Here is a 16,584-nt window from a genome sequence, read left to right as displayed (position 1 = left end):
TTCATTGATATCAAAACATATTAATTGAAATCAATTTAGCAAAACAGACGTTCAATAGAGAAGAGCTCAATGCTTTTAAAAACAGAAGAAGTGAGGTAAGGTTCGCGCTTGAGTCATCGTAATGTGAGCACCATTGTGGAAAAGCACGAAGAAGTATTAGTCGCACTCCGTCAGATCATCCGCGCGATCGATCTACACTCTAAAAAACTCAATAAAGATGCAGGCCTCACCGGCCCGCAACTGATTTTGATGCGCTCAATTAACGATTTAGGCCAAGTCACGATTCGTGAACTCGCGGTTCACACCAACATGAGCCAAGGCACAGCCACAACTATTTTGGATAGATTAGAACGCAATGGGTATGTGCAGCGCGTGCGTAGTAACAGTGATAAACGTAAAGTTCATGCTCACTTAACCGATGAAGGGCGTAAACTGTTAGCCCAAGCCCCTCAGCCTTTGCAAGAAAGTTTCGTTGAGCAATTTCATCAGCTACAAGACTGGGAGCAGAGTTTACTTCTCTCCTCTGTGCAACGAATTTCAGCCATGATGAATGCGCAAGACATGGATGCAGCCCCAATGCTCACAATTGGCAGCATTACTCAACCGGAATAAAGTTACTCTAATAAGCCGTGTTGTAATGCGTATTGTGCTAATTCCGCAGTGGAGTGAATATCGAGCTTATGCTTGATGTTTTGGCGGTGCGTTTCTACGGTTCGATAACTGATATTCAGCAAGGTCGCAATTTTTTTGCTGCTACACCCTTGTGCGACGAGGCGTAAAATTGCCTCTTCGCGGCGGCTAAGTGGGTTAGGTTTATTCGCCATAGGTAAGATTTCTTGGCTAAACAGTGTGGACGTGGTCGATTCACAAAAATACGTCGCCCCTTGGTGAACGGTTTTTATTGCCTGCACCATTTTGAGCGCGGAAATTTCTTTGAGCATGTACCCCATTGCGCCGGCTTGCATCACTTGCATGATGTACTCTCGATTATCATGCATCGTCAGCATCAACACTTTGGTGTGCGGGACTTCTTCTTTGATTAAGCGGGTTGCGTCAATACCATTCATGATCGGCATGCTGACATCCATCAACACCACATCCGGTTGATGCAGTTTAACTAACTCCAATGCTTCTAAACCATTGCTCGCCGTTGCAACCACATCGATTTCAGGCTCTTGCTCTAAGCGGGCAATAAAACCATCCAATACCACTTGATGGTCATCCACCATCACTACTCTGATTGGCTTATCCATAAACTGATCCATCTAATTTCAACAATACCGTGATTTCAGTACCGAGTTGTGGCTCACTACTTAGTTCGAATTCACCGCCAATGAATTCCACCCGCTCACGCATGTTACGCAGGCCAATGCCGCGCTTTTGCAAAGCCTCTTTACTGGAGAAACCCACCCCATCATCCCGCACCATGAGTTGCAACATGTCACCCATTTGCTGTAATAGCACAGTGACTTTCCGTGCTTTGGCATGCTTTTCGATATTGTTGAGTGATTCCTGTACGACACGATATAGCGTGGTCGCCACTTCTGACTTTAACCTTCCCGGCTGGGTATCAAACAGCATTTCAATCTCCATTTGCGAGTGAAGCTTGAAGTCCTCTAGCAAGGTGGTCAACGCGGCTTGCAAACCCAAATCATCCAACGCACTAGGGCGCAAATGATGCGAAATACGCCGAACTTCGTTAATCGCGGTCATTAAAGAAAACTGCGATTTTTCTAAATGCATCAACTGCTTCGGGTTCTGTAACTGGCTTCCCAACAACTCAAGATGGCATTTGCTAGAAACGAGAAGTTGGTTAATCCCATCATGCAGCTCACGTGCGAGATGTTTCTTCTCATCCTCTTGAAAAAGCACCGTTTTATGCACCAGATCTTTCAAGTTTTTATCTGCTAAGCGATGCTCATGCAGGTTAATCGCCAAAGTGAGAACTATGATCACGGCGACCGTGATGATCACAATCACCACGACAGAGAAGAAAGTGGTATCAATGTTGGTATTGATCGCTGCTTGCATCTTTTCCACTTCATGGCTGACATCTTCAATGTATAAACCTGTACCAATCATCCATTGCCAATCATCAAGCCAAGCGGAATAGCTGAGTTTAGGTACGGTTTCTCCCGTCGAAGGTTTGCGCCATAAATACTGATGATAACCACCACCAGATTGAGCTTGGAACAGCAGAGCTTGAATCAGGTAATCGCCCCGTTCATCTTGCAGTTCCCACAGGTTCTGTCCAACCAATTCCGGCTGAGTAGGATGTACTAAGTTTGTACCTTGCGCATCGTACGCAAAAAAATAACCATCAGAACCATAGCGAATGTTGGTTAATACGGCTTTCACCTGTTTTTGGGCTTCTGCTTCGGTTAAGTTCGGGTTGTCGGCGATTAAGCGCACAGCGTCGAAAGCCACATCAACACTGTCTTTTAACGAAGTTTCACGCTCTTCAATCAACTTAGCGCGAAAGATCTCGACCTCACGCTGACCTAAGGTTTTAGCTTGATGAATCGAAATCCAACTGATACTTGCCGTTGCAAGTAATAGAGGCAGTAAAGCCAGTAAAATCAATTTGGCTTTGAGAGGCATTCCTTTTCCTCATACAAAAACTGCTTTCCGACCTTTCGAAAAGCAGTTTCACTCTAGCAACTTGTACGTAACGATTGAATTTCAATGCGCTCAGTCTTGAATCGGATCACATTCCATAAAAACTTGGAAACGCCATCAGTGAGATGAGCACCAAGATCTGAATCAGAATAAAAGGCACCACACCGCGATAAATGTCCATGGTTGTGACTGATTTGGGCGCAACCCCTTTCAAGTAGAACAAACTAAAGCCAAACGGCGGCGTTAAAAACGATGTTTGCAGGTTCATCGCAATCAAGATCGCAAACCAAGTCATATTGACATCCAATAGCACAGCTACTGGTGCAAGGATGGGTACGATAATGAAGCAGATTTCCACGAAATCGATGAAGAAACCGAGGATCAAAATAACCAGCATGGTGACAATCAAGAAACCCCACTTGTCTCCAGGCAAATTCATCATCCATTCTTCAACTAACTCATCACCCCCTGTGTAGGTAAAGGCCATGGAGAATGCCGTTGCACCAAGCAAAATGGCAAACACCATCGCCGTCACTTTGACGGTTTCTTTAGAGGCGTCATACACCATATGCCAACTGAACTGGCCGTAAGCTAATGCCAGTAAAATTGCCCCTGCACCACCTAATGCCGCCGACTCTGTCGGTGTGGCAACGCCCGCGAATATAGATCCCAACACGACAATAATCAGAGCTAACGGTGGGATCACCGCTTTCAGTGCTTTAATCACTTCTTGACGACGAGAGAGCTCGGCATCCGGCGCGATAGGCATCGCGGCTTGCGGGTTCAATTTGGCGTAAATCAAGATGTAAATAATGTAAGCAGCAACCAGCATTAACCCCGGCCACAGCGCCGCTTGGAACAGATCCCCAACCGGCACACCCAATACATCCCCCAACAGAATCAAAACAATGGAGGGCGGGATAATTTGTCCAAGTGTACCCGATGCGCAAATCGTGCCGCAGGCCAAGCCTTTGTCGTAGCGATATTTGAGCATAACTGGCAATGAAATCAGCCCCATGGCAACCACTGAAGCACCAACTACGCCAGTCGATGCCGCCAGCAAAGTCCCGACTAACACGGTAGAAATCGCTACACCACCGTGAATGCCACCAAACAGGCGCCCCATCGATTCTAATAACTGTTCAGCCAATTTGGTTTTTTGCAGTACCAAGCCCATAAACACAAACAGTGGCACTGCCATCAAGACAGTGTTCTCCATAATCGACTGAATGCGATAAGGCATAAAAGCGAACATTTCGATGCCTTCAGCCCAAACGCCAAAAATCAGCGCAATGCCACCAAAAGTAAACGCAACAGGAAAACCCAGTAATAACGCAAACAGGGCAACGATAAACATCACAATACCAATCATACGTTTCCCTTACTTCGGCTGGTTTAAGTCGGCATGCATAAGACGAAGATTGAACATTTTATTGAGCGAGTGGATCAATAAACCTAATCCACTGATCGTCATAAAAATAAATGAAACCGAAATCATAGATTTGATCAGCCACCGATACGGCAAGCCCCCCGGATCACCCGAGGTTTCACCAAGCTCGTAACTCTCTTTGGCAAAGTCGATCCCAAAATAAGCCACTAAGAGACAGAACGGCAGAAGGAAGAAAAGAGTGCCAAGAATATCAATTACCGCTTGTGCTCTAAGGGATAAACGCTCATAGAAAATATCCACTCGAACGTGCCCACCGGCTTTAATCGCATAAGGAATGCCGAGCAAAAACACCGCGGCAAACAGATGCCATTCCAGTTCTTGAAACGCGATGGAAACATCGTTAAAGGCATAGCGCATGATGACGTCATACACGACGTTCACCACTAATAAAATAAACAGAATACTGGAGATCCACCCCAGTAGATCACTCAAACGGTTAAACATCCGTTCAATATAAATCAGACTTCTCATTCCCAACTCCCTGTCTAATCACATTGCTCCGTGTCACTGACGTGCACGGAGCTTTATCGTTATGTGCTTTTCTTAGGCTTCCTGCACACGCAGTTCAGCTTATCACTGTGCTTCACTGTTGAGATAGGCGCGGAGTGAGATATCAGTCCAACTGCGCGTTTGTTTTAGATAATTGGCTTGTGACTCTTGAATTTCTTTTGCGAGAGGATCTTCTGCCGCGTGTTTCGCTAACAAACGATCGTTGGCTTCACGCAGGGCTTTGATGACCGGCGCTGGGAAGGTTTTCACTTTCACATTAGGAAACTCCTGTGTGATAGATACCCAGTTCTTGCCACTTTCATGGACAGACTGAACATACATATCATAAGCGGCAGTGCGCATCGCAACACGCAAGATTTCACGCAGATCTTCTGGCAGCTTCTCCCACGTGCGCTTATTGACTAAGAATTGCAGTTCCGTCGCAGGCTCATGCCAACCGGTGTAGTAGTAAGGGGCAATTTTGTGGAATCCCATACGCAGATCAAGAGATGGGCCTACCCACTCTAACGCATCAATCGTGCGCCGCTCTAATGAGGTATACAGCTCTCCTGGAGCGATATTGGTTGGTTTGGCACCAAGCTCGGCTAATACTTCGCCCGCAAAACCCGGGATTCGCATTTTTAAACCTTGCAGGTCTTCAACGGTATTGATCTCTTTTTGAAACCAACCGCCCATCTGCACATCCGTATTGCCACCGGGGAAAGAGAGCATGTTATGAGGAGAATAGACTTTATCCATCAACTCCATACCACCGCCATGATAAAACCACGCGTATTGCTCCGCCGTTGTCATACCAAAAGGCATCGAGGTGAAATACAAGGTGTTAGGCACTTTGCCCTTCCAATAATAGGAAGCGGAATGCCCCATATCGTATTGACCCGACTTCACCATATCAAATACACCCAGTGGGGCTTTGTGTTTGTTCGCGGAATCAATACGGATTTGCAAACGGCCATTCGACATTTTTTCTGCCATTGCCGCCATATTCTTAGTGGTGTCACCAAAAATGGGGAAATTGGGACCCCACGTTTCGGCGAGCGTTAAGCGATACACTTTCTCTTCTGCAAAAACAGAAGTGGTTAGCAACGCAACACCTGCTGCAATAAGCAGCACACTCCGTTTCATAACTCGTGATACAGATTGATGGATAAGACTCATTGTTTGACGTCCTTGATGATCAATACCTGCGCACCCTGCAACAGGCTCGTCAACAATGTGGTGGATTTTAGTGGCAGAAAAAATCGGCGAGACCACGCAGACACTTAACAAAGCGTGTTGGCAAATTCGCTATTAGTCGTAAGTAATAACACGTAGGAGAAGTTTTAAAATAATTTAAAAACAGTTACATAAAGACTAATCAAACTCAGTCTAACTAGAAAAATACCTAGTAATTCTTTCGGGAGAGAGTTTAAAGAAAAGAGTAAAAAATGTGACAAAGGTACAGCCAAACGCAGAGAACCATAGGTAGTAGAAAGGCAAAGCTCCAAAAATGGAGCTTTGCAAACAACTTACACGGCTAATGTATAAGTAACTTTATTACCCGCTTGGTTCTTCTCAACCAGCTTCTCATCCAACAGTTTTTTGAGTGCACCAGCTGCCCATGCCGAAGCTTTCGCTTCATCTTGACCAGCGATTAAACCGATGGCTTTCGGGTTAATACCCTCAACCGCATCACGCACAATATCAAGAACTTGCTGCTGTTTTGGAGTCAGTTGGCTAATCACCGTTGGCGCTGCCACTTGCTTAGATTTGTTTGCCGAAAGGGCCTTTGAGTGCACTGGCTGTACTTGTTGTTGCACAGACGTGCTCGATTTTACCGTAGCAAGGTTTGCAATGATGGCTTTAATGCGCTTTTGCAGCTTGGCCTGCACTTTACGCTTATGAGCGAGTCTCATCGGGTCGGTCTCCATTTTACTGCCCAAAGGCAGTGGTAAAATTTTGAAGCGCGCTTTATAACAAATTACGCCTCCGGTTTGTAGGGATGAGGTCAAGTTCTCCGCGACAATTGATCTTCTTCCCGCTTGCATGGCTATAATTTGTGCGAAGTGCGTTAACACGAGGAACCTATGCCCACCTTGCAGCTCTACAATCATCAACTGCATTTTACCCCGAAGATCCTCGCTGGGTTTGCCTTGCTTGCGAGTGTGCTCATCATCGGGGTGTTTTGGCTTGCACAAACAGCGCTGCAAGCTTTGGTTGGCATACTCGCCCTTTTTACATGGGCTGCGTTGGCTTACTGGCTAATCCTCAAAGGGCAAGTGGCGTACACCTTAACCACCACCCATTTTCAACAACATTTCTATCAAGGTGGTTGGGTAGTAAAGTGGAATAACATCAGCCAAATTGGCGTATGTAGCTATGAGCGTGATGGCTGGCATCAGCCATTACCTTGGGTGGGGATTCGCTTAAAAGAGTATGCACCTTATCTTAATAGCATCTGTCCGCGACTTTCTACCCAAGTGCTGCTCAGTCAACGAGCTTTGCTCTATTTAGGTGCTCAACAACAAGCGAGACAAGATCAGTTTGAAGACTTGGTTTTAGACTCAACGCCTTACGTCGATGTACAGGGCAATCAATACCATGGGTTACAAGCCATGCTAGCTAATCGAATGCATCATCAGCGTGAGTTTTTTGGGTACGATCTATTTATCTCAGAACAGGATTTAGATCGCAGCGCGGAAGAGTTTGTCGGTCTGACTCGGCGCTATCTTGCCGCGGCCGAGCCAGAGTACCGTTTTACAGCGGTTTAATAGAGTGGCATTTCATCGGCAACGTAAGGGTTACTTGCGCGTTCACGTCCGAAAGTCGATTTCGGTCCATGGCCGGGAATGAAAGTTACATCGTTGCCCAGTGGCCACAACTTATTCTTAATCGAAGCGATGAGAGTGTTGAAATCCCCTTGTGGGAAATCAGTACGGCCAATGCTGCCGTTGAATAACACATCACCGACAAACGCCAGTCGAGCTGAATCACTAAACAACACGATATGGCCCGGTGTATGACCCGGTGTATGAAGGACTTGCAGGGCTTGATTACCAAACTTGACCACGTCACCGTCATTCAGCCATTGATCCGGTTCAAACGCTTCAGTAAGAGGGAAACCAAACATTTTACTTTGCCCTTCCAAGCCTTGCAGCCAGAAGTTATCGGCTTTGTGTGGTCCGACAATACGAGTACCACCAAGAGCTTCAGCCAGTGGTTCTGTGCCACCAACATGATCAAGATGACCATGAGTCAGTACCAGTTGGGTCACTTTCACACCAAGTTCATCAATCAACATCGCCAGTTGCTTCACATCACCGCCCGGATCCACAACGACCCCTTCCATGGTTTCATCGCACCACACGATCGAACAGTTCTGAGAAAACGCCGTAACTGGCACCACCTGATATTGTAAAGACATAAACCTATCCTGTCTGATTCTTAATTGGCTGGCACTATGTCACTAACGCCTGCCTTTGACAAGTTAGGCTCCAACCCATTGGCGCACAGGTCCGGTGTCAATATGGATAAATTGGCTTTTCGGATAGTAACCCACCCCACCGACCTGCAAACTAATCGCAGCTTCACGGATTTTCTTCAACGAAACACCATCTAAACGAAAATCGATGGCTTGGCCGGACATGTGGTAGCTTTTTTTCGCTACGCCTTTTGACTTTTTGCGTAACTGTTTGTTGGTTGCAGGAGAGCGGTAACCCGAAACAATATGCACTTCCGCTTGAGTGCCTAATAACTGTTGAATCTGGCATAACTGATCAAACAGCACTTTGTCCATGGGATGAACTTCGTCACGACGAAAATCACGACACAAGTAATTCAATCGCTTCAATTCTGAACGCACATAGTTTTTACCATTGAAATAACGCGTTTCAATGCTTTCGCCCGTGTGCAAATTACTCAAGGCCAATTCTCTTGGCTTAGCGGCATAACTTGCGAGCGCGATGCTTGGCGTACATGCAGCTAGAATCAATCCGCCTGCGGTCAGTTTTAAAAAGTCTCGTCGTGTTGTCTGCACTTTATTACCTACCGAACTGGGTTCTATCGGTACGGAAAGTACCGAACTCTGGGTTCGATATCAAATGCATAAAACGTGCTAGCTATCACTAATTCAAACAGGAAATTAGCTTATTCATTGAGCAATAAAGGAAAATTTCTGCTGTCAAATTTTGGTCAATTTTGGATACGCATCACCATTGCCAAGAGCTAGAGAGTCATAGCGGTAAATATCATCGCGATAATTCAATATTCCACCTTCATACCAAACCGTTTGGTAGATGATTTGTACAGGGATTCGCTTCTTTAGCGCGATGGTTTTCGTTGTATCCGGTATATCACTTAGCACAATTCCTTGTTGCTCCAATAAGGTCTGTGCAAACTTCTGCGCATTTTCAACACGGATACAGCCTGAACTAAAAGCACGAGCAGCATTATTAAACAGATGCTTACTCGGTGTATCGTGCAAATAGATAGCACGAGAGTTTGGCGTATTGAACTTATACATGCCGAGCGCATTTTGTATTCCAGCCTGTTGACGCATCCGATATGGGAAGGTTTCAGGGTCAACAGTTGCCCAGTCAATCTCTTGTGGGTCCACCACTTCAGGGTCACTCCAACCTCGAATAATCTCAATTTGGTGCTGAGCCAAATATTGGTGATCACGTTTGACCATCGGCAGGATATCTTCCACCATGATTTTACGTGGCACATTCCAAGTCGGGTTGATGATTAACGAATCTAATTTGGTGTTCATCACAGGTGTCGGTCGAGTCACACGTCCAACCACCACTTTAGCCTCAAACACTTCACGCCCAGCATCCCAGTATTTCATATCAAAACCCGGCACATTGACTACTATCACTGTGTCTTGCGGTATCGGCCACAGGCGAAGGCGCTCAGCATTTAGCGCCAGTAAAGTCACCCGTTCAGTCACTGACTTATTGAGCCATTTGATGGTTTCAGGGCCAATTACACCGTCAGTTTTTAAACCATGCATGCTCTGAAACTGCTTAATCGGTTTAACCAAAGTCTGATCATAGAAAGCCACATCCTCACGCACATCCGTAATGTCAAGATTCACTAGAGACAAGCGGCGTAATAAAGCATCACGATGCGTTAGCGAATCGCCCTCTCGTTTTAACCCCGTTTGTTCATAAAGTGGAATGTCATGAGACTCGGTCGCTAATAAAAATTGATAGGTGTGGAGTAGTTGCTGATAAGCGGGATCTTTGGGGGTGTATTCCTCAATCAGTTGATCAAGGTTTTGGGAGCCTATCGCCATATGTAAGGCAAGCTGTGCCTCTTCACTCGGCGCAGCAAGCGGTTTGTCGAGCTGCCCTTCAAAGAACCATGAAATCCCAATTTGCGGGGCAAGTTCTGCGTAACTGAGGTACTGTAACAAGGTATCGGTCGCTAACAGATCGTATTCATGCCATTTATCTTGCTGACGATACGCTATTAACTGCTGAAGTTGCTTCTTAAAAAATGGGCTAACTCCCGCACGGTGAATAACTTCTAACTGAGATTCAAAGTGATTGGCAGTGCCTAAATCACTCCACAACAGCTGATCATTATTGTTTTGATAAATTTGCTCGACCAACACAGGGTCAACCATCTGTTCATAAACTGGAGAAGCAGAATCAACCCAACCCAACTCAACAAAACGCTGAGCTGCAGAACATGGAATAACAAAGAATAACAATGCGATAGCAAAAACAACTTTGCTTTTCATCAAGATGCCCTAGTGGCCAGAGATGCATCAAGTATGGCAAAGGTCAGCCGCAAATTTAAGCTGTTGATAGATATATTTTCACCAATGTCTCGTTTTTATCGTCCGTTGTTCTCTCCTGCATAATGAATAAATTGAACGTGAAAACCGTATTTACTCGACAAGTAGATTTCGTCACCCAATTGCAGACCAATGGTTATCCCACATCACATTACTCATGCGAGTTTGAGCGTGCTCTGGTGCCGATTGCAAAATAACCTTACCCGACCCTGAACTCACCTGAAACGCACCATGGCGAACCACGACGCCGGAAGCATCAGCTAGTGCAGCGAGCTCCACCAGTTCGCCTGTGGCTTTAGACCAAATTCCATAGCAATTTCCTGGTGGTGAAGTCGCAAGAATCCACTCCTCCGTCGCAGCAATACTTGCGATATAGTGATTGAAACGCGCCCACTGCTCAGGCTCTGCTTGCAATGGAATGAGCGGCCCAGAGCCTTTGTGCATGGCGACTAGCGGCGGATAATCATCCGGCTGGCCGCGATACTGCTGACCACACAAGACGGTTTGCGCACCATCATGCGCCAGGTGACGAATGCTCAAATGGCGATCGGCAAGCGTGATTTGCTCTAATACCTCACCTTGTGCAGATAGGTAAGTCAAACTCGGCTGCATGGTGTCCAGATTCAATGCCTCACGGCCAAAGGTATGCACACCACCAACGCCTACCACCAAACGACCATCTGCCATCAAGATCACTTCGTGAGGGCCAACACCAAAGCCGCTGAACTCAGCGACTTTCTGATAGCGTTCGGAAACGTCATACACGCCGATCACGCCACGGCTGGTTTTTTGCTCCCCTTCCGTAGCATACAAAAAGCGGCCATCTGCCGAAAACACACCATGCCCGTAGTAGTAACGCTGTGCATCAGCAGGACGCAGCACAATTTGTTGCGCTGTTTGGTAATCAAACACCGACATAAACTGCCCCGGTCGCCGCGCAAACGCCACAGCCTGTGGCAAATGAGGGTGAATGGCAATCCCATGCCCTCTGGCTGGCAGAGGCAATTGGCCGATTTTTTGCCCTGCGCTATCGGCCATGACCACGCTGAAACGCTCTCGCCCCTCAATCGCGCAGCCAATTAAGGCACACGCAGATGATGGTGTAGAGCTACAAGCGTTGACCAACCAAGGTGTACAGCCACCAAACAGTGCCGCTTTCAGCAAATTGCGGCGAGTTGCATTAGTCACCATCGGTTGCATTAAACCCAATCACTACGCCAAGCCCCACCGCGACTTCATCGTGCAGCAAGTAGTTCAGTTGTTCGAACTTATCACGCAACGCTAACACCTCTCGATACCCTGCTTTGGTTTGCAGCATGTCAAACAGGCTGGCTTGTTGCGGCCATGTTTCGATAATCCCCACGAGCTGATTGGAGACGCGATCTGCCGTCGTTACCATACCTTGCCCGCGCAACATGGCATCCAGCCCTTGTCCATCGGCATGATAGAGCGCCTGAATCGCTAGCAAGTTATAACGCATATTACTGAGCGAGGTTTTAGAACGCCATGATTCGGAAAAATACGGCCGTGGCTGACCAATGTTCGCCAGTGGTCGATTAAGTTTAGAGAGAGCAAACTCAAGTTGATTAGAAAGCAGAGCGATGTACTCGGCTCGCCACGCTTGTTCATCCAGCGTTTGCCACGGGTTATCTTGCCAAGCCTGAGCAATGTTTTGCGCATTGCGCTGCACATGGTGGCTAATCGCCATCGCAGTAGGGCATGCCTGTTGCGGCTCAGTCAATAAAGCCGATTTGCTATCGAAGATCAGCCATTCCAATGCACCCAAACCTTGCACCGCAACACTCTGTTTCGCGATGTCATCCGCCGTCCATGCTTGAGGCTGAGCCAGTAACTGCTTCATCTTATGCCCAGTCGTGTCTTTTTTGTCTGGCCAAAACTGCATGTTCCAACTTAGATCCAGCGCCGCACTCGGGCCACGCTGCTGGCCTTGCAAACGCATCCACGCCTGCATACTGGCTTGCCACTGCTGTTTAAGTGGTGTGATATTGCCATTCGGCGCTTGGCAATATTGAGTCACACTCTGCTGCAACTGTTCGGTCTGCTCAGCGAGAGTTCGCGCATATTCACGTTCTAACTCGAACACCGCTTGGCTAGAATGGTCAGGATATGAGGCACTCTGACACGCGGTCAGTAGCGACAGAGCCAAAAGAGTCAGCGTTTTTTTCATCCTCATCTCCTAAAGCGAATTCAAAAAGGCAATCAGCGCTTCACGCTGTGCTTTATCCAATTGCAGTACCTTGTCGCGACTCGCTTGCGCTTCACCACCGTGCCACAGTACCGCTTCCATCACGTTGCGTGCTCGACCATCATGCAAGAAATAGGTGTGTCCATTCACCTCTTGGGTATAACCAATTCCCCACAAAGGTGCAGTACGCCACTCACGTGCGGATGCTAACGCTTCCGGGCGACCATCACTCAAGCCTTCGCCCATATCATGCAATAGCAGATCTGTGTAAGGCTGGATACGCTGCTTTGAGAGTGCAGGCCGATCGGCATTTTCTTGAGTCACTACGTCTGTTTTATGGCAAGACTGGCAGCCCACTTGGGCAAACAGCTTTTCACCCAATTGCACCTGAGGATCTTGCACGTTGCGACGCACAGGAACCGCTAAGTGCTGAGCATAAAACTCGACAAAATCCAAAATATTGTCGCTGACCTCTGGTGAACCACCACTCGGTAGCTCGCGGCATAGCGTCTGTTTTTCCGTGCAGTTTTCTTGTGGAAACAAGCGGCTGGTTAAGCCCAGATCGCCATTAAAGGCGGCCGCGTTTTGCTGCATGATGTTAGGCTGCCCAGTTTTCCAACCAAAACGGCCAATCGCAGTTTCACCCGTTCGTACATCACGGACTTGGTTGACTCGTCCAGAAATGCCATCACCATCGCGATCTTCTGGATCTGCCCACTCCAGTAAGGTTTGGTCTGCAATCCCTTCCAAAAGCCCAAGCCCAATCATTGGTGGCGCTACCCGCGCCGACATTTGTACATCCGGATGCATGTCGCCATAAGCGAGATCCAAGATTTTCAAATTCGGTTTACGTAAGGCGACTGGCGTACCGTCAGCGAAAGTGACCACCACTTCATCATAAGTGATGTGAATGCGCCCTTCGGGCTTTTGATCTGGCAGCGCAAAATCTTGTAGCTGACCACCATAAGTGGGTTCAGGCACAACGCCATTGAGGGCATAAATCGCTTTCTGCTGCTCAGTCACGGCCGGAATGCTCAAGCGCACTAACATGGACACCGCATGGGTATCATTAGGCTCTGGCGGATGACCGCGCCCATCTTTGATGTGGCAATTTTGACAGCCGTTGGTGTTAAACAAAGGCCCTAAACCATCACGAGCATCCGTTGAAGCGGGTGCGGGTACCCAAGGGTTACGGAAAAAACTGTTCCCCACACTAAAATCAAGGCGCTTGGTAATCGGTAAATTGGTCGCTGGCATAGAAAAGGCGTTCGCCCCTTCCTTGGTGGTACTAGTATCACCACCCGATTTAATCTCCGCAGCCAAGGCAGAACTGCTCAATACGGCACCCAACAGCAGCAGAGATAAAGAGGACTTCATGACATTGTTCCTATAAAAACAACCCAATCCCTTTTTATCCCCTTCCGACTTGAAGCTGCAGCGGTGTTGGTTACCTGCAACTCCAAGTCGTTTGAGTATAGTAATACGCGCAAAGCGGGATTGGGTTTTATTGCAAAATCGATCAACCCCTTTCCTACTCTGTGTTACAGAGGGAAAGGATAACGAGAGTGACAGATTAAAACTCGTGATCCGCCGTATCTGGGTTTAGGTTATCAATGCCAATAATGCCTGCAGCACGCTCAATAGAGCCTGTTTGAACCACGAGTGCCATAATCGCTTGATTGATGATTGCGTGACCGGCAGTGTTATCGGCTGCGATGAGCTGATCGAAATGTTGATTATTCTTCTCTGCTGACGTGACTAACTCACCTACTTGAGTTCTGGCGGTTTCAAACTGTTGCAGGATCTCTTTTGCCGCACTGGCATCTTTTTCTGCGACTAACTCATACAGACTTGGGCCTTTCAGCTCAGAACCATCCGCACGAGTGTAGGTGCCAGTGAAAATATTGTAGATGCCCTGCTCGTTGTAGTAGTGCGAGTTATGGGTGTTGTCTGAGAAGCAGTCGTGCTCATCTTCGGTTGAATTCGCTTCCAGCGCGACTTTCATACGCTCACCCGCTAATTCGCCCAGAGAAAGAGACCCCATACCAAACAACATCTTGCGTAAGCCATTCTCACTGGATTCGTTCAACAGTTGCTGACGGTAGTTACCTTTCTCACCGTTTGCCCACTGCTTTTCCATCCATTCAAGGTCAGTCACCAACAGTTGTGCGGCGGCTTTGAGGTATTGTGCTCGGCGATCACAATTGCCGTTGGTACACTCTTTACCTTGCAGATAATCGGTATAAGAACGCGTACCGGCTCCCGCCTTAGTGCCATTCAAATCTTGCCCCCACAGCAAGAATTCAATCGCATGATAGCCTGACGCCACATTCGCCTCAGAACCACCGATTTCATTTAGGCTCGCCAGCAGTTCAGGAGTAATTTCTTTTACATCGACCTTATTAGCACCAATCGTCAATGATGTGTTGGCAATAATGTTGGCATTGGCGCCTTCATTGCCGAGTTCATGCTGATAGCTACCCGCCACATAATCGATCAAACCTTCATCCAATGGCCAAGCGTTCAATTGACCTTCCCAGTCATCGACGATCGTGTTACCAAAACGAAAAACTTCCGATTGTTGGTAAGGAACACGAGCGGCTAACCATGCTTGTTTAACATCTTCTAAACCTTTAGCCGTTGGCTTTTGCAAAAAACGATCAATGGATTTTTGCAGTTGCTGAGCCGTCACACGCGAATCGGCATACACGGCATGCGCGATATCAGCATAATGTTCAACCACTTGAGTTTGAGTCGTGGCGGCTGCAAAACTACTTGAAGCACTGAGTGCAAGTGAAGCCAGAATGGCAGAAGAAAGAATAGACTTAACGTTCATGGAGCATCCTTGTTGAGCTTGATATGAATTGCAAATTATTATCATTTGTTATTTCGTTGCAGATAATACAAATTTACAATTTTTTTTCAAGCACACATACAAAAAACCCCACAAGCGTGGGGTTTAATAACATTCTGAATTTTTCACCAGATGGCTCAAAGTCTTTATAAAACGGAAACTTACAGCTTTAATTGATGTTTGCCGTGGGAAACTTTGGCTTTCAAGTAACTTTCATTACCCGCTTTGATGTGAGCAGAGGTATGCACAACCTCAACAATTTCAATGCCGTGTTCTTTTAACTCTCGGATTTTTTTAGGGTTGTTGGTCACAAGACGGATTTTATTGATACCCAACGCTTGTAACATTTGTGCAGCTTCAGTGAAATCGCGCAGATCATCACCAAAACCGAGGTGATTGTTGGCTTCATAGGTATTCATACCTTGGCTTTGTAGACGATATGCATCAATCTTGTTGTATAAACCAATGCCACGCCCTTCTTGACGCAAATACAGAATGATGCCGCCTGACTCACCCATTCTGGTAATGGTTTCTTCCAGCTGTTCACCACAATCACAACGAGAAGAATGGAAAACGTCGCCCGTTAAACACTCCGAATGCATACGCACTAGCGGAGCTTCTTGGGTGGTGTCCGCTGATTTGAAAATAACTGCAACATGTTCTTTATCGGTTTGCAGTCCATGAAATGACAGGATTTCCGCGTCAATATTACTTTTGGCGCCAACTTTGAAATCAACTCTGGCTCTTACTTCCGCCATATTTGCACTCACTTGAATCTTTGTAACAGGATGCACGTCTCTCAACATTTGCATAACTTATCTCTACTAGTGACCTAACTATGAGGGCTGATACCCCTTTTTTCAAAGAAAAGATCACTCGGAGGCTTAAATTGTTATATTATAACAAATGCTTTTTTGAGCAACAAAAAACCCAACCGTTGCGGGTTGGGTTCATTCAGTCAGCAAAATGAGGAGAGAAAATTCAGCTTTGCGACTTCTTCCAGACGCACAGCTCAATCCACATTTGCTCTAATTGGCGCAACTCTTCATCGGTTAATACCGATAACGTCGGCTTAGATTGTGGTGCAGAATGAGTTTGCAACGCGCTCAACTGCGCGTAAAACTCTTTCTTTAATTGGGCAACAACCGAATTGTCCACCT

Annotated in this window: 17 protein-coding genes; 2 read left to right on the top strand and 15 right to left on the bottom strand. The window is 46.9% G+C overall.

Annotation, left to right across the window (positions count from 1 at the left end; translation table 11 throughout):
* Positions 1–135 precede the first annotated feature (135 nt).
* The gene (locus MKA69_RS10195) at positions 136–612 is read left to right on the top strand and encodes a MarR family winged helix-turn-helix transcriptional regulator (protein WP_032469891.1); all 477 of its coding nucleotides are present in this window, start codon (positions 136–138) and stop codon (positions 610–612) included.
* Positions 613–614: 2 nt separating this feature from the next.
* Here MKA69_RS10195 and MKA69_RS10190 read toward each other — a convergent pair whose 3' ends face one another.
* From MKA69_RS10190 to MKA69_RS10165, 6 genes are all read right to left on the bottom strand, one after another.
* Positions 615–1,253, bottom strand: coding sequence for a response regulator transcription factor (locus MKA69_RS10190; protein WP_000360434.1), 639 nt, complete (start codon positions 1,251–1,253; stop codon positions 615–617).
* Positions 1,246–2,601 carry a cache domain-containing protein gene (locus MKA69_RS10185; RefSeq protein ID WP_055030757.1) on the bottom strand — a complete coding sequence of 452 codons (1,356 nt, stop codon included), beginning with the start codon at positions 2,599–2,601 and terminating at the stop codon, positions 1,246–1,248. The genes MKA69_RS10190 and MKA69_RS10185 overlap by 8 nt, the downstream gene beginning before the upstream one ends.
* Before the next feature lie 106 nt (positions 2,602–2,707).
* Entirely contained in the window at positions 2,708–3,991 is a 1,284-nt protein-coding gene (locus tag MKA69_RS10180; protein ID WP_055028559.1) for a TRAP transporter large permease subunit, read from the bottom strand.
* A gap of 9 nt (positions 3,992–4,000) precedes the next feature.
* Positions 4,001–4,540, bottom strand: coding sequence for a TRAP transporter small permease subunit (locus MKA69_RS10175; protein ID WP_305847961.1), 540 nt, complete (start codon positions 4,538–4,540; stop codon positions 4,001–4,003).
* 102 nt (positions 4,541–4,642) lie between these two features.
* Entirely contained in the window at positions 4,643–5,737 is a 1,095-nt protein-coding gene (locus MKA69_RS10170; RefSeq protein WP_032469893.1) for a TRAP transporter substrate-binding protein, read from the bottom strand.
* 350 nt (positions 5,738–6,087) lie between these two features.
* Complete coding sequence (locus MKA69_RS10165) at positions 6,088–6,474, bottom strand: hypothetical protein (protein ID WP_305847960.1); 387 nt, start codon at positions 6,472–6,474, stop codon at positions 6,088–6,090.
* Between the two features lie 171 nt (positions 6,475–6,645).
* On the opposite strand from MKA69_RS10165, the gene MKA69_RS10160 reads away from it, so the two are divergent.
* Entirely contained in the window at positions 6,646–7,329 is a 684-nt protein-coding gene (locus MKA69_RS10160) for a DUF2982 domain-containing protein (protein ID WP_305847959.1), read from the top strand.
* Here the strand turns inward: MKA69_RS10160 and MKA69_RS10155 are convergent.
* From MKA69_RS10155 to MKA69_RS10115, 9 genes are all read right to left on the bottom strand, one after another.
* Positions 7,326–7,982 carry an MBL fold metallo-hydrolase gene (locus MKA69_RS10155; protein WP_305847958.1) on the bottom strand — a complete coding sequence of 219 codons (657 nt, stop codon included), beginning with the start codon at positions 7,980–7,982 and terminating at the stop codon, positions 7,326–7,328. The two genes, MKA69_RS10160 and MKA69_RS10155, sit on opposite strands and share 4 nt — an antisense overlap.
* A gap of 63 nt (positions 7,983–8,045) precedes the next feature.
* Complete coding sequence (locus tag MKA69_RS10150) at positions 8,046–8,594, bottom strand: DUF882 domain-containing protein (RefSeq protein ID WP_055050651.1); 549 nt, start codon at positions 8,592–8,594, stop codon at positions 8,046–8,048.
* A 144-nt stretch (positions 8,595–8,738) separates the two neighbouring features.
* Positions 8,739–10,307, bottom strand: coding sequence for a murein L,D-transpeptidase (locus MKA69_RS10145; protein ID WP_305847957.1), 1,569 nt, complete (start codon positions 10,305–10,307; stop codon positions 8,739–8,741).
* Between the two features lie 171 nt (positions 10,308–10,478).
* Positions 10,479–11,555, bottom strand: a complete 1,077-nt coding sequence (locus tag MKA69_RS10140) for a DUF1513 domain-containing protein (RefSeq protein ID WP_195707101.1) — start codon at positions 11,553–11,555, stop codon at positions 10,479–10,481.
* Entirely contained in the window at positions 11,545–12,552 is a 1,008-nt protein-coding gene (locus MKA69_RS10135) for an imelysin family protein (protein WP_305847956.1), read from the bottom strand. Before MKA69_RS10135 ends, MKA69_RS10140 begins: the two co-directional genes overlap by 11 nt.
* A gap of 9 nt (positions 12,553–12,561) precedes the next feature.
* On the bottom strand, positions 12,562–13,947 hold the full coding sequence (locus tag MKA69_RS10130; protein WP_305847955.1) for a di-heme oxidoredictase family protein: 1,386 nt from the start codon (positions 13,945–13,947) through the stop codon (positions 12,562–12,564).
* Between the two features lie 196 nt (positions 13,948–14,143).
* Entirely contained in the window at positions 14,144–15,406 is a 1,263-nt protein-coding gene (locus MKA69_RS10125; RefSeq protein ID WP_305847954.1) for an imelysin family protein, read from the bottom strand.
* A gap of 179 nt (positions 15,407–15,585) precedes the next feature.
* A complete protein-coding gene (gene ribA / locus MKA69_RS10120) occupies positions 15,586–16,236 on the bottom strand; it encodes a GTP cyclohydrolase II (protein WP_154171953.1) in 651 nt (216 codons plus the stop codon).
* 169 nt (positions 16,237–16,405) lie between these two features.
* Positions 16,406–16,582, bottom strand: coding sequence for a hypothetical protein (locus tag MKA69_RS10115; RefSeq protein ID WP_055050645.1), 177 nt, complete (start codon positions 16,580–16,582; stop codon positions 16,406–16,408).
* Positions 16,583–16,584: the final 2 nt, after the last annotated feature.

The sequence above is a fragment of the Vibrio sp. AH4 genome, assembly GCF_030710545.1.
GTDB lineage: Bacteria > Pseudomonadota > Gammaproteobacteria > Enterobacterales > Vibrionaceae > Vibrio > Vibrio metoecus.
This window is presented reverse-complemented; position numbering and strand designations above follow the sequence as displayed.

What these genes read in the sequence shown, in the direction of transcription:
- MKA69_RS10135 (WP_305847956.1), bottom strand. Translation starts at nt 12,552, where the DNA reads ATGAAAAAAACGCTGACTCTTTTGGCTCTGTCGCTACTGACCGCGTGT.
- MKA69_RS10130 (WP_305847955.1), bottom strand. Translation starts at nt 13,947, where the DNA reads ATGAAGTCCTCTTTATCTCTGCTGCTGTTGGGTGCCGTATTGAGCAGT.
- MKA69_RS10155 (WP_305847958.1), bottom strand. Translation starts at nt 7,982, where the DNA reads ATGTCTTTACAATATCAGGTGGTGCCAGTTACGGCGTTTTCTCAGAAC.
- MKA69_RS10170 (WP_032469893.1), bottom strand. Translation starts at nt 5,737, where the DNA reads ATGAGTCTTATCCATCAATCTGTATCACGAGTTATGAAACGGAGTGTG.
- MKA69_RS10175 (WP_305847961.1), bottom strand. Translation starts at nt 4,540, where the DNA reads ATGAGAAGTCTGATTTATATTGAACGGATGTTTAACCGTTTGAGTGAT.
- MKA69_RS10190 (WP_000360434.1), bottom strand. Translation starts at nt 1,253, where the DNA reads ATGGATAAGCCAATCAGAGTAGTGATGGTGGATGACCATCAAGTGGTA.
- MKA69_RS10140 (WP_195707101.1), bottom strand. Translation starts at nt 11,555, where the DNA reads ATGGTGACTAATGCAACTCGCCGCAATTTGCTGAAAGCGGCACTGTTT.
- MKA69_RS10160 (WP_305847959.1), top strand. Translation starts at nt 6,646, where the DNA reads ATGCCCACCTTGCAGCTCTACAATCATCAACTGCATTTTACCCCGAAG.
- MKA69_RS10185 (WP_055030757.1), bottom strand. Translation starts at nt 2,601, where the DNA reads ATGCCTCTCAAAGCCAAATTGATTTTACTGGCTTTACTGCCTCTATTA.
- ribA (WP_154171953.1), bottom strand. Translation starts at nt 16,236, where the DNA reads ATGCAAATGTTGAGAGACGTGCATCCTGTTACAAAGATTCAAGTGAGT.
- MKA69_RS10125 (WP_305847954.1), bottom strand. Translation starts at nt 15,406, where the DNA reads ATGAACGTTAAGTCTATTCTTTCTTCTGCCATTCTGGCTTCACTTGCA.
- MKA69_RS10145 (WP_305847957.1), bottom strand. Translation starts at nt 10,307, where the DNA reads ATGAAAAGCAAAGTTGTTTTTGCTATCGCATTGTTATTCTTTGTTATT.
- MKA69_RS10165 (WP_305847960.1), bottom strand. Translation starts at nt 6,474, where the DNA reads ATGAGACTCGCTCATAAGCGTAAAGTGCAGGCCAAGCTGCAAAAGCGC.
- MKA69_RS10180 (WP_055028559.1), bottom strand. Translation starts at nt 3,991, where the DNA reads ATGATTGGTATTGTGATGTTTATCGTTGCCCTGTTTGCGTTATTACTG.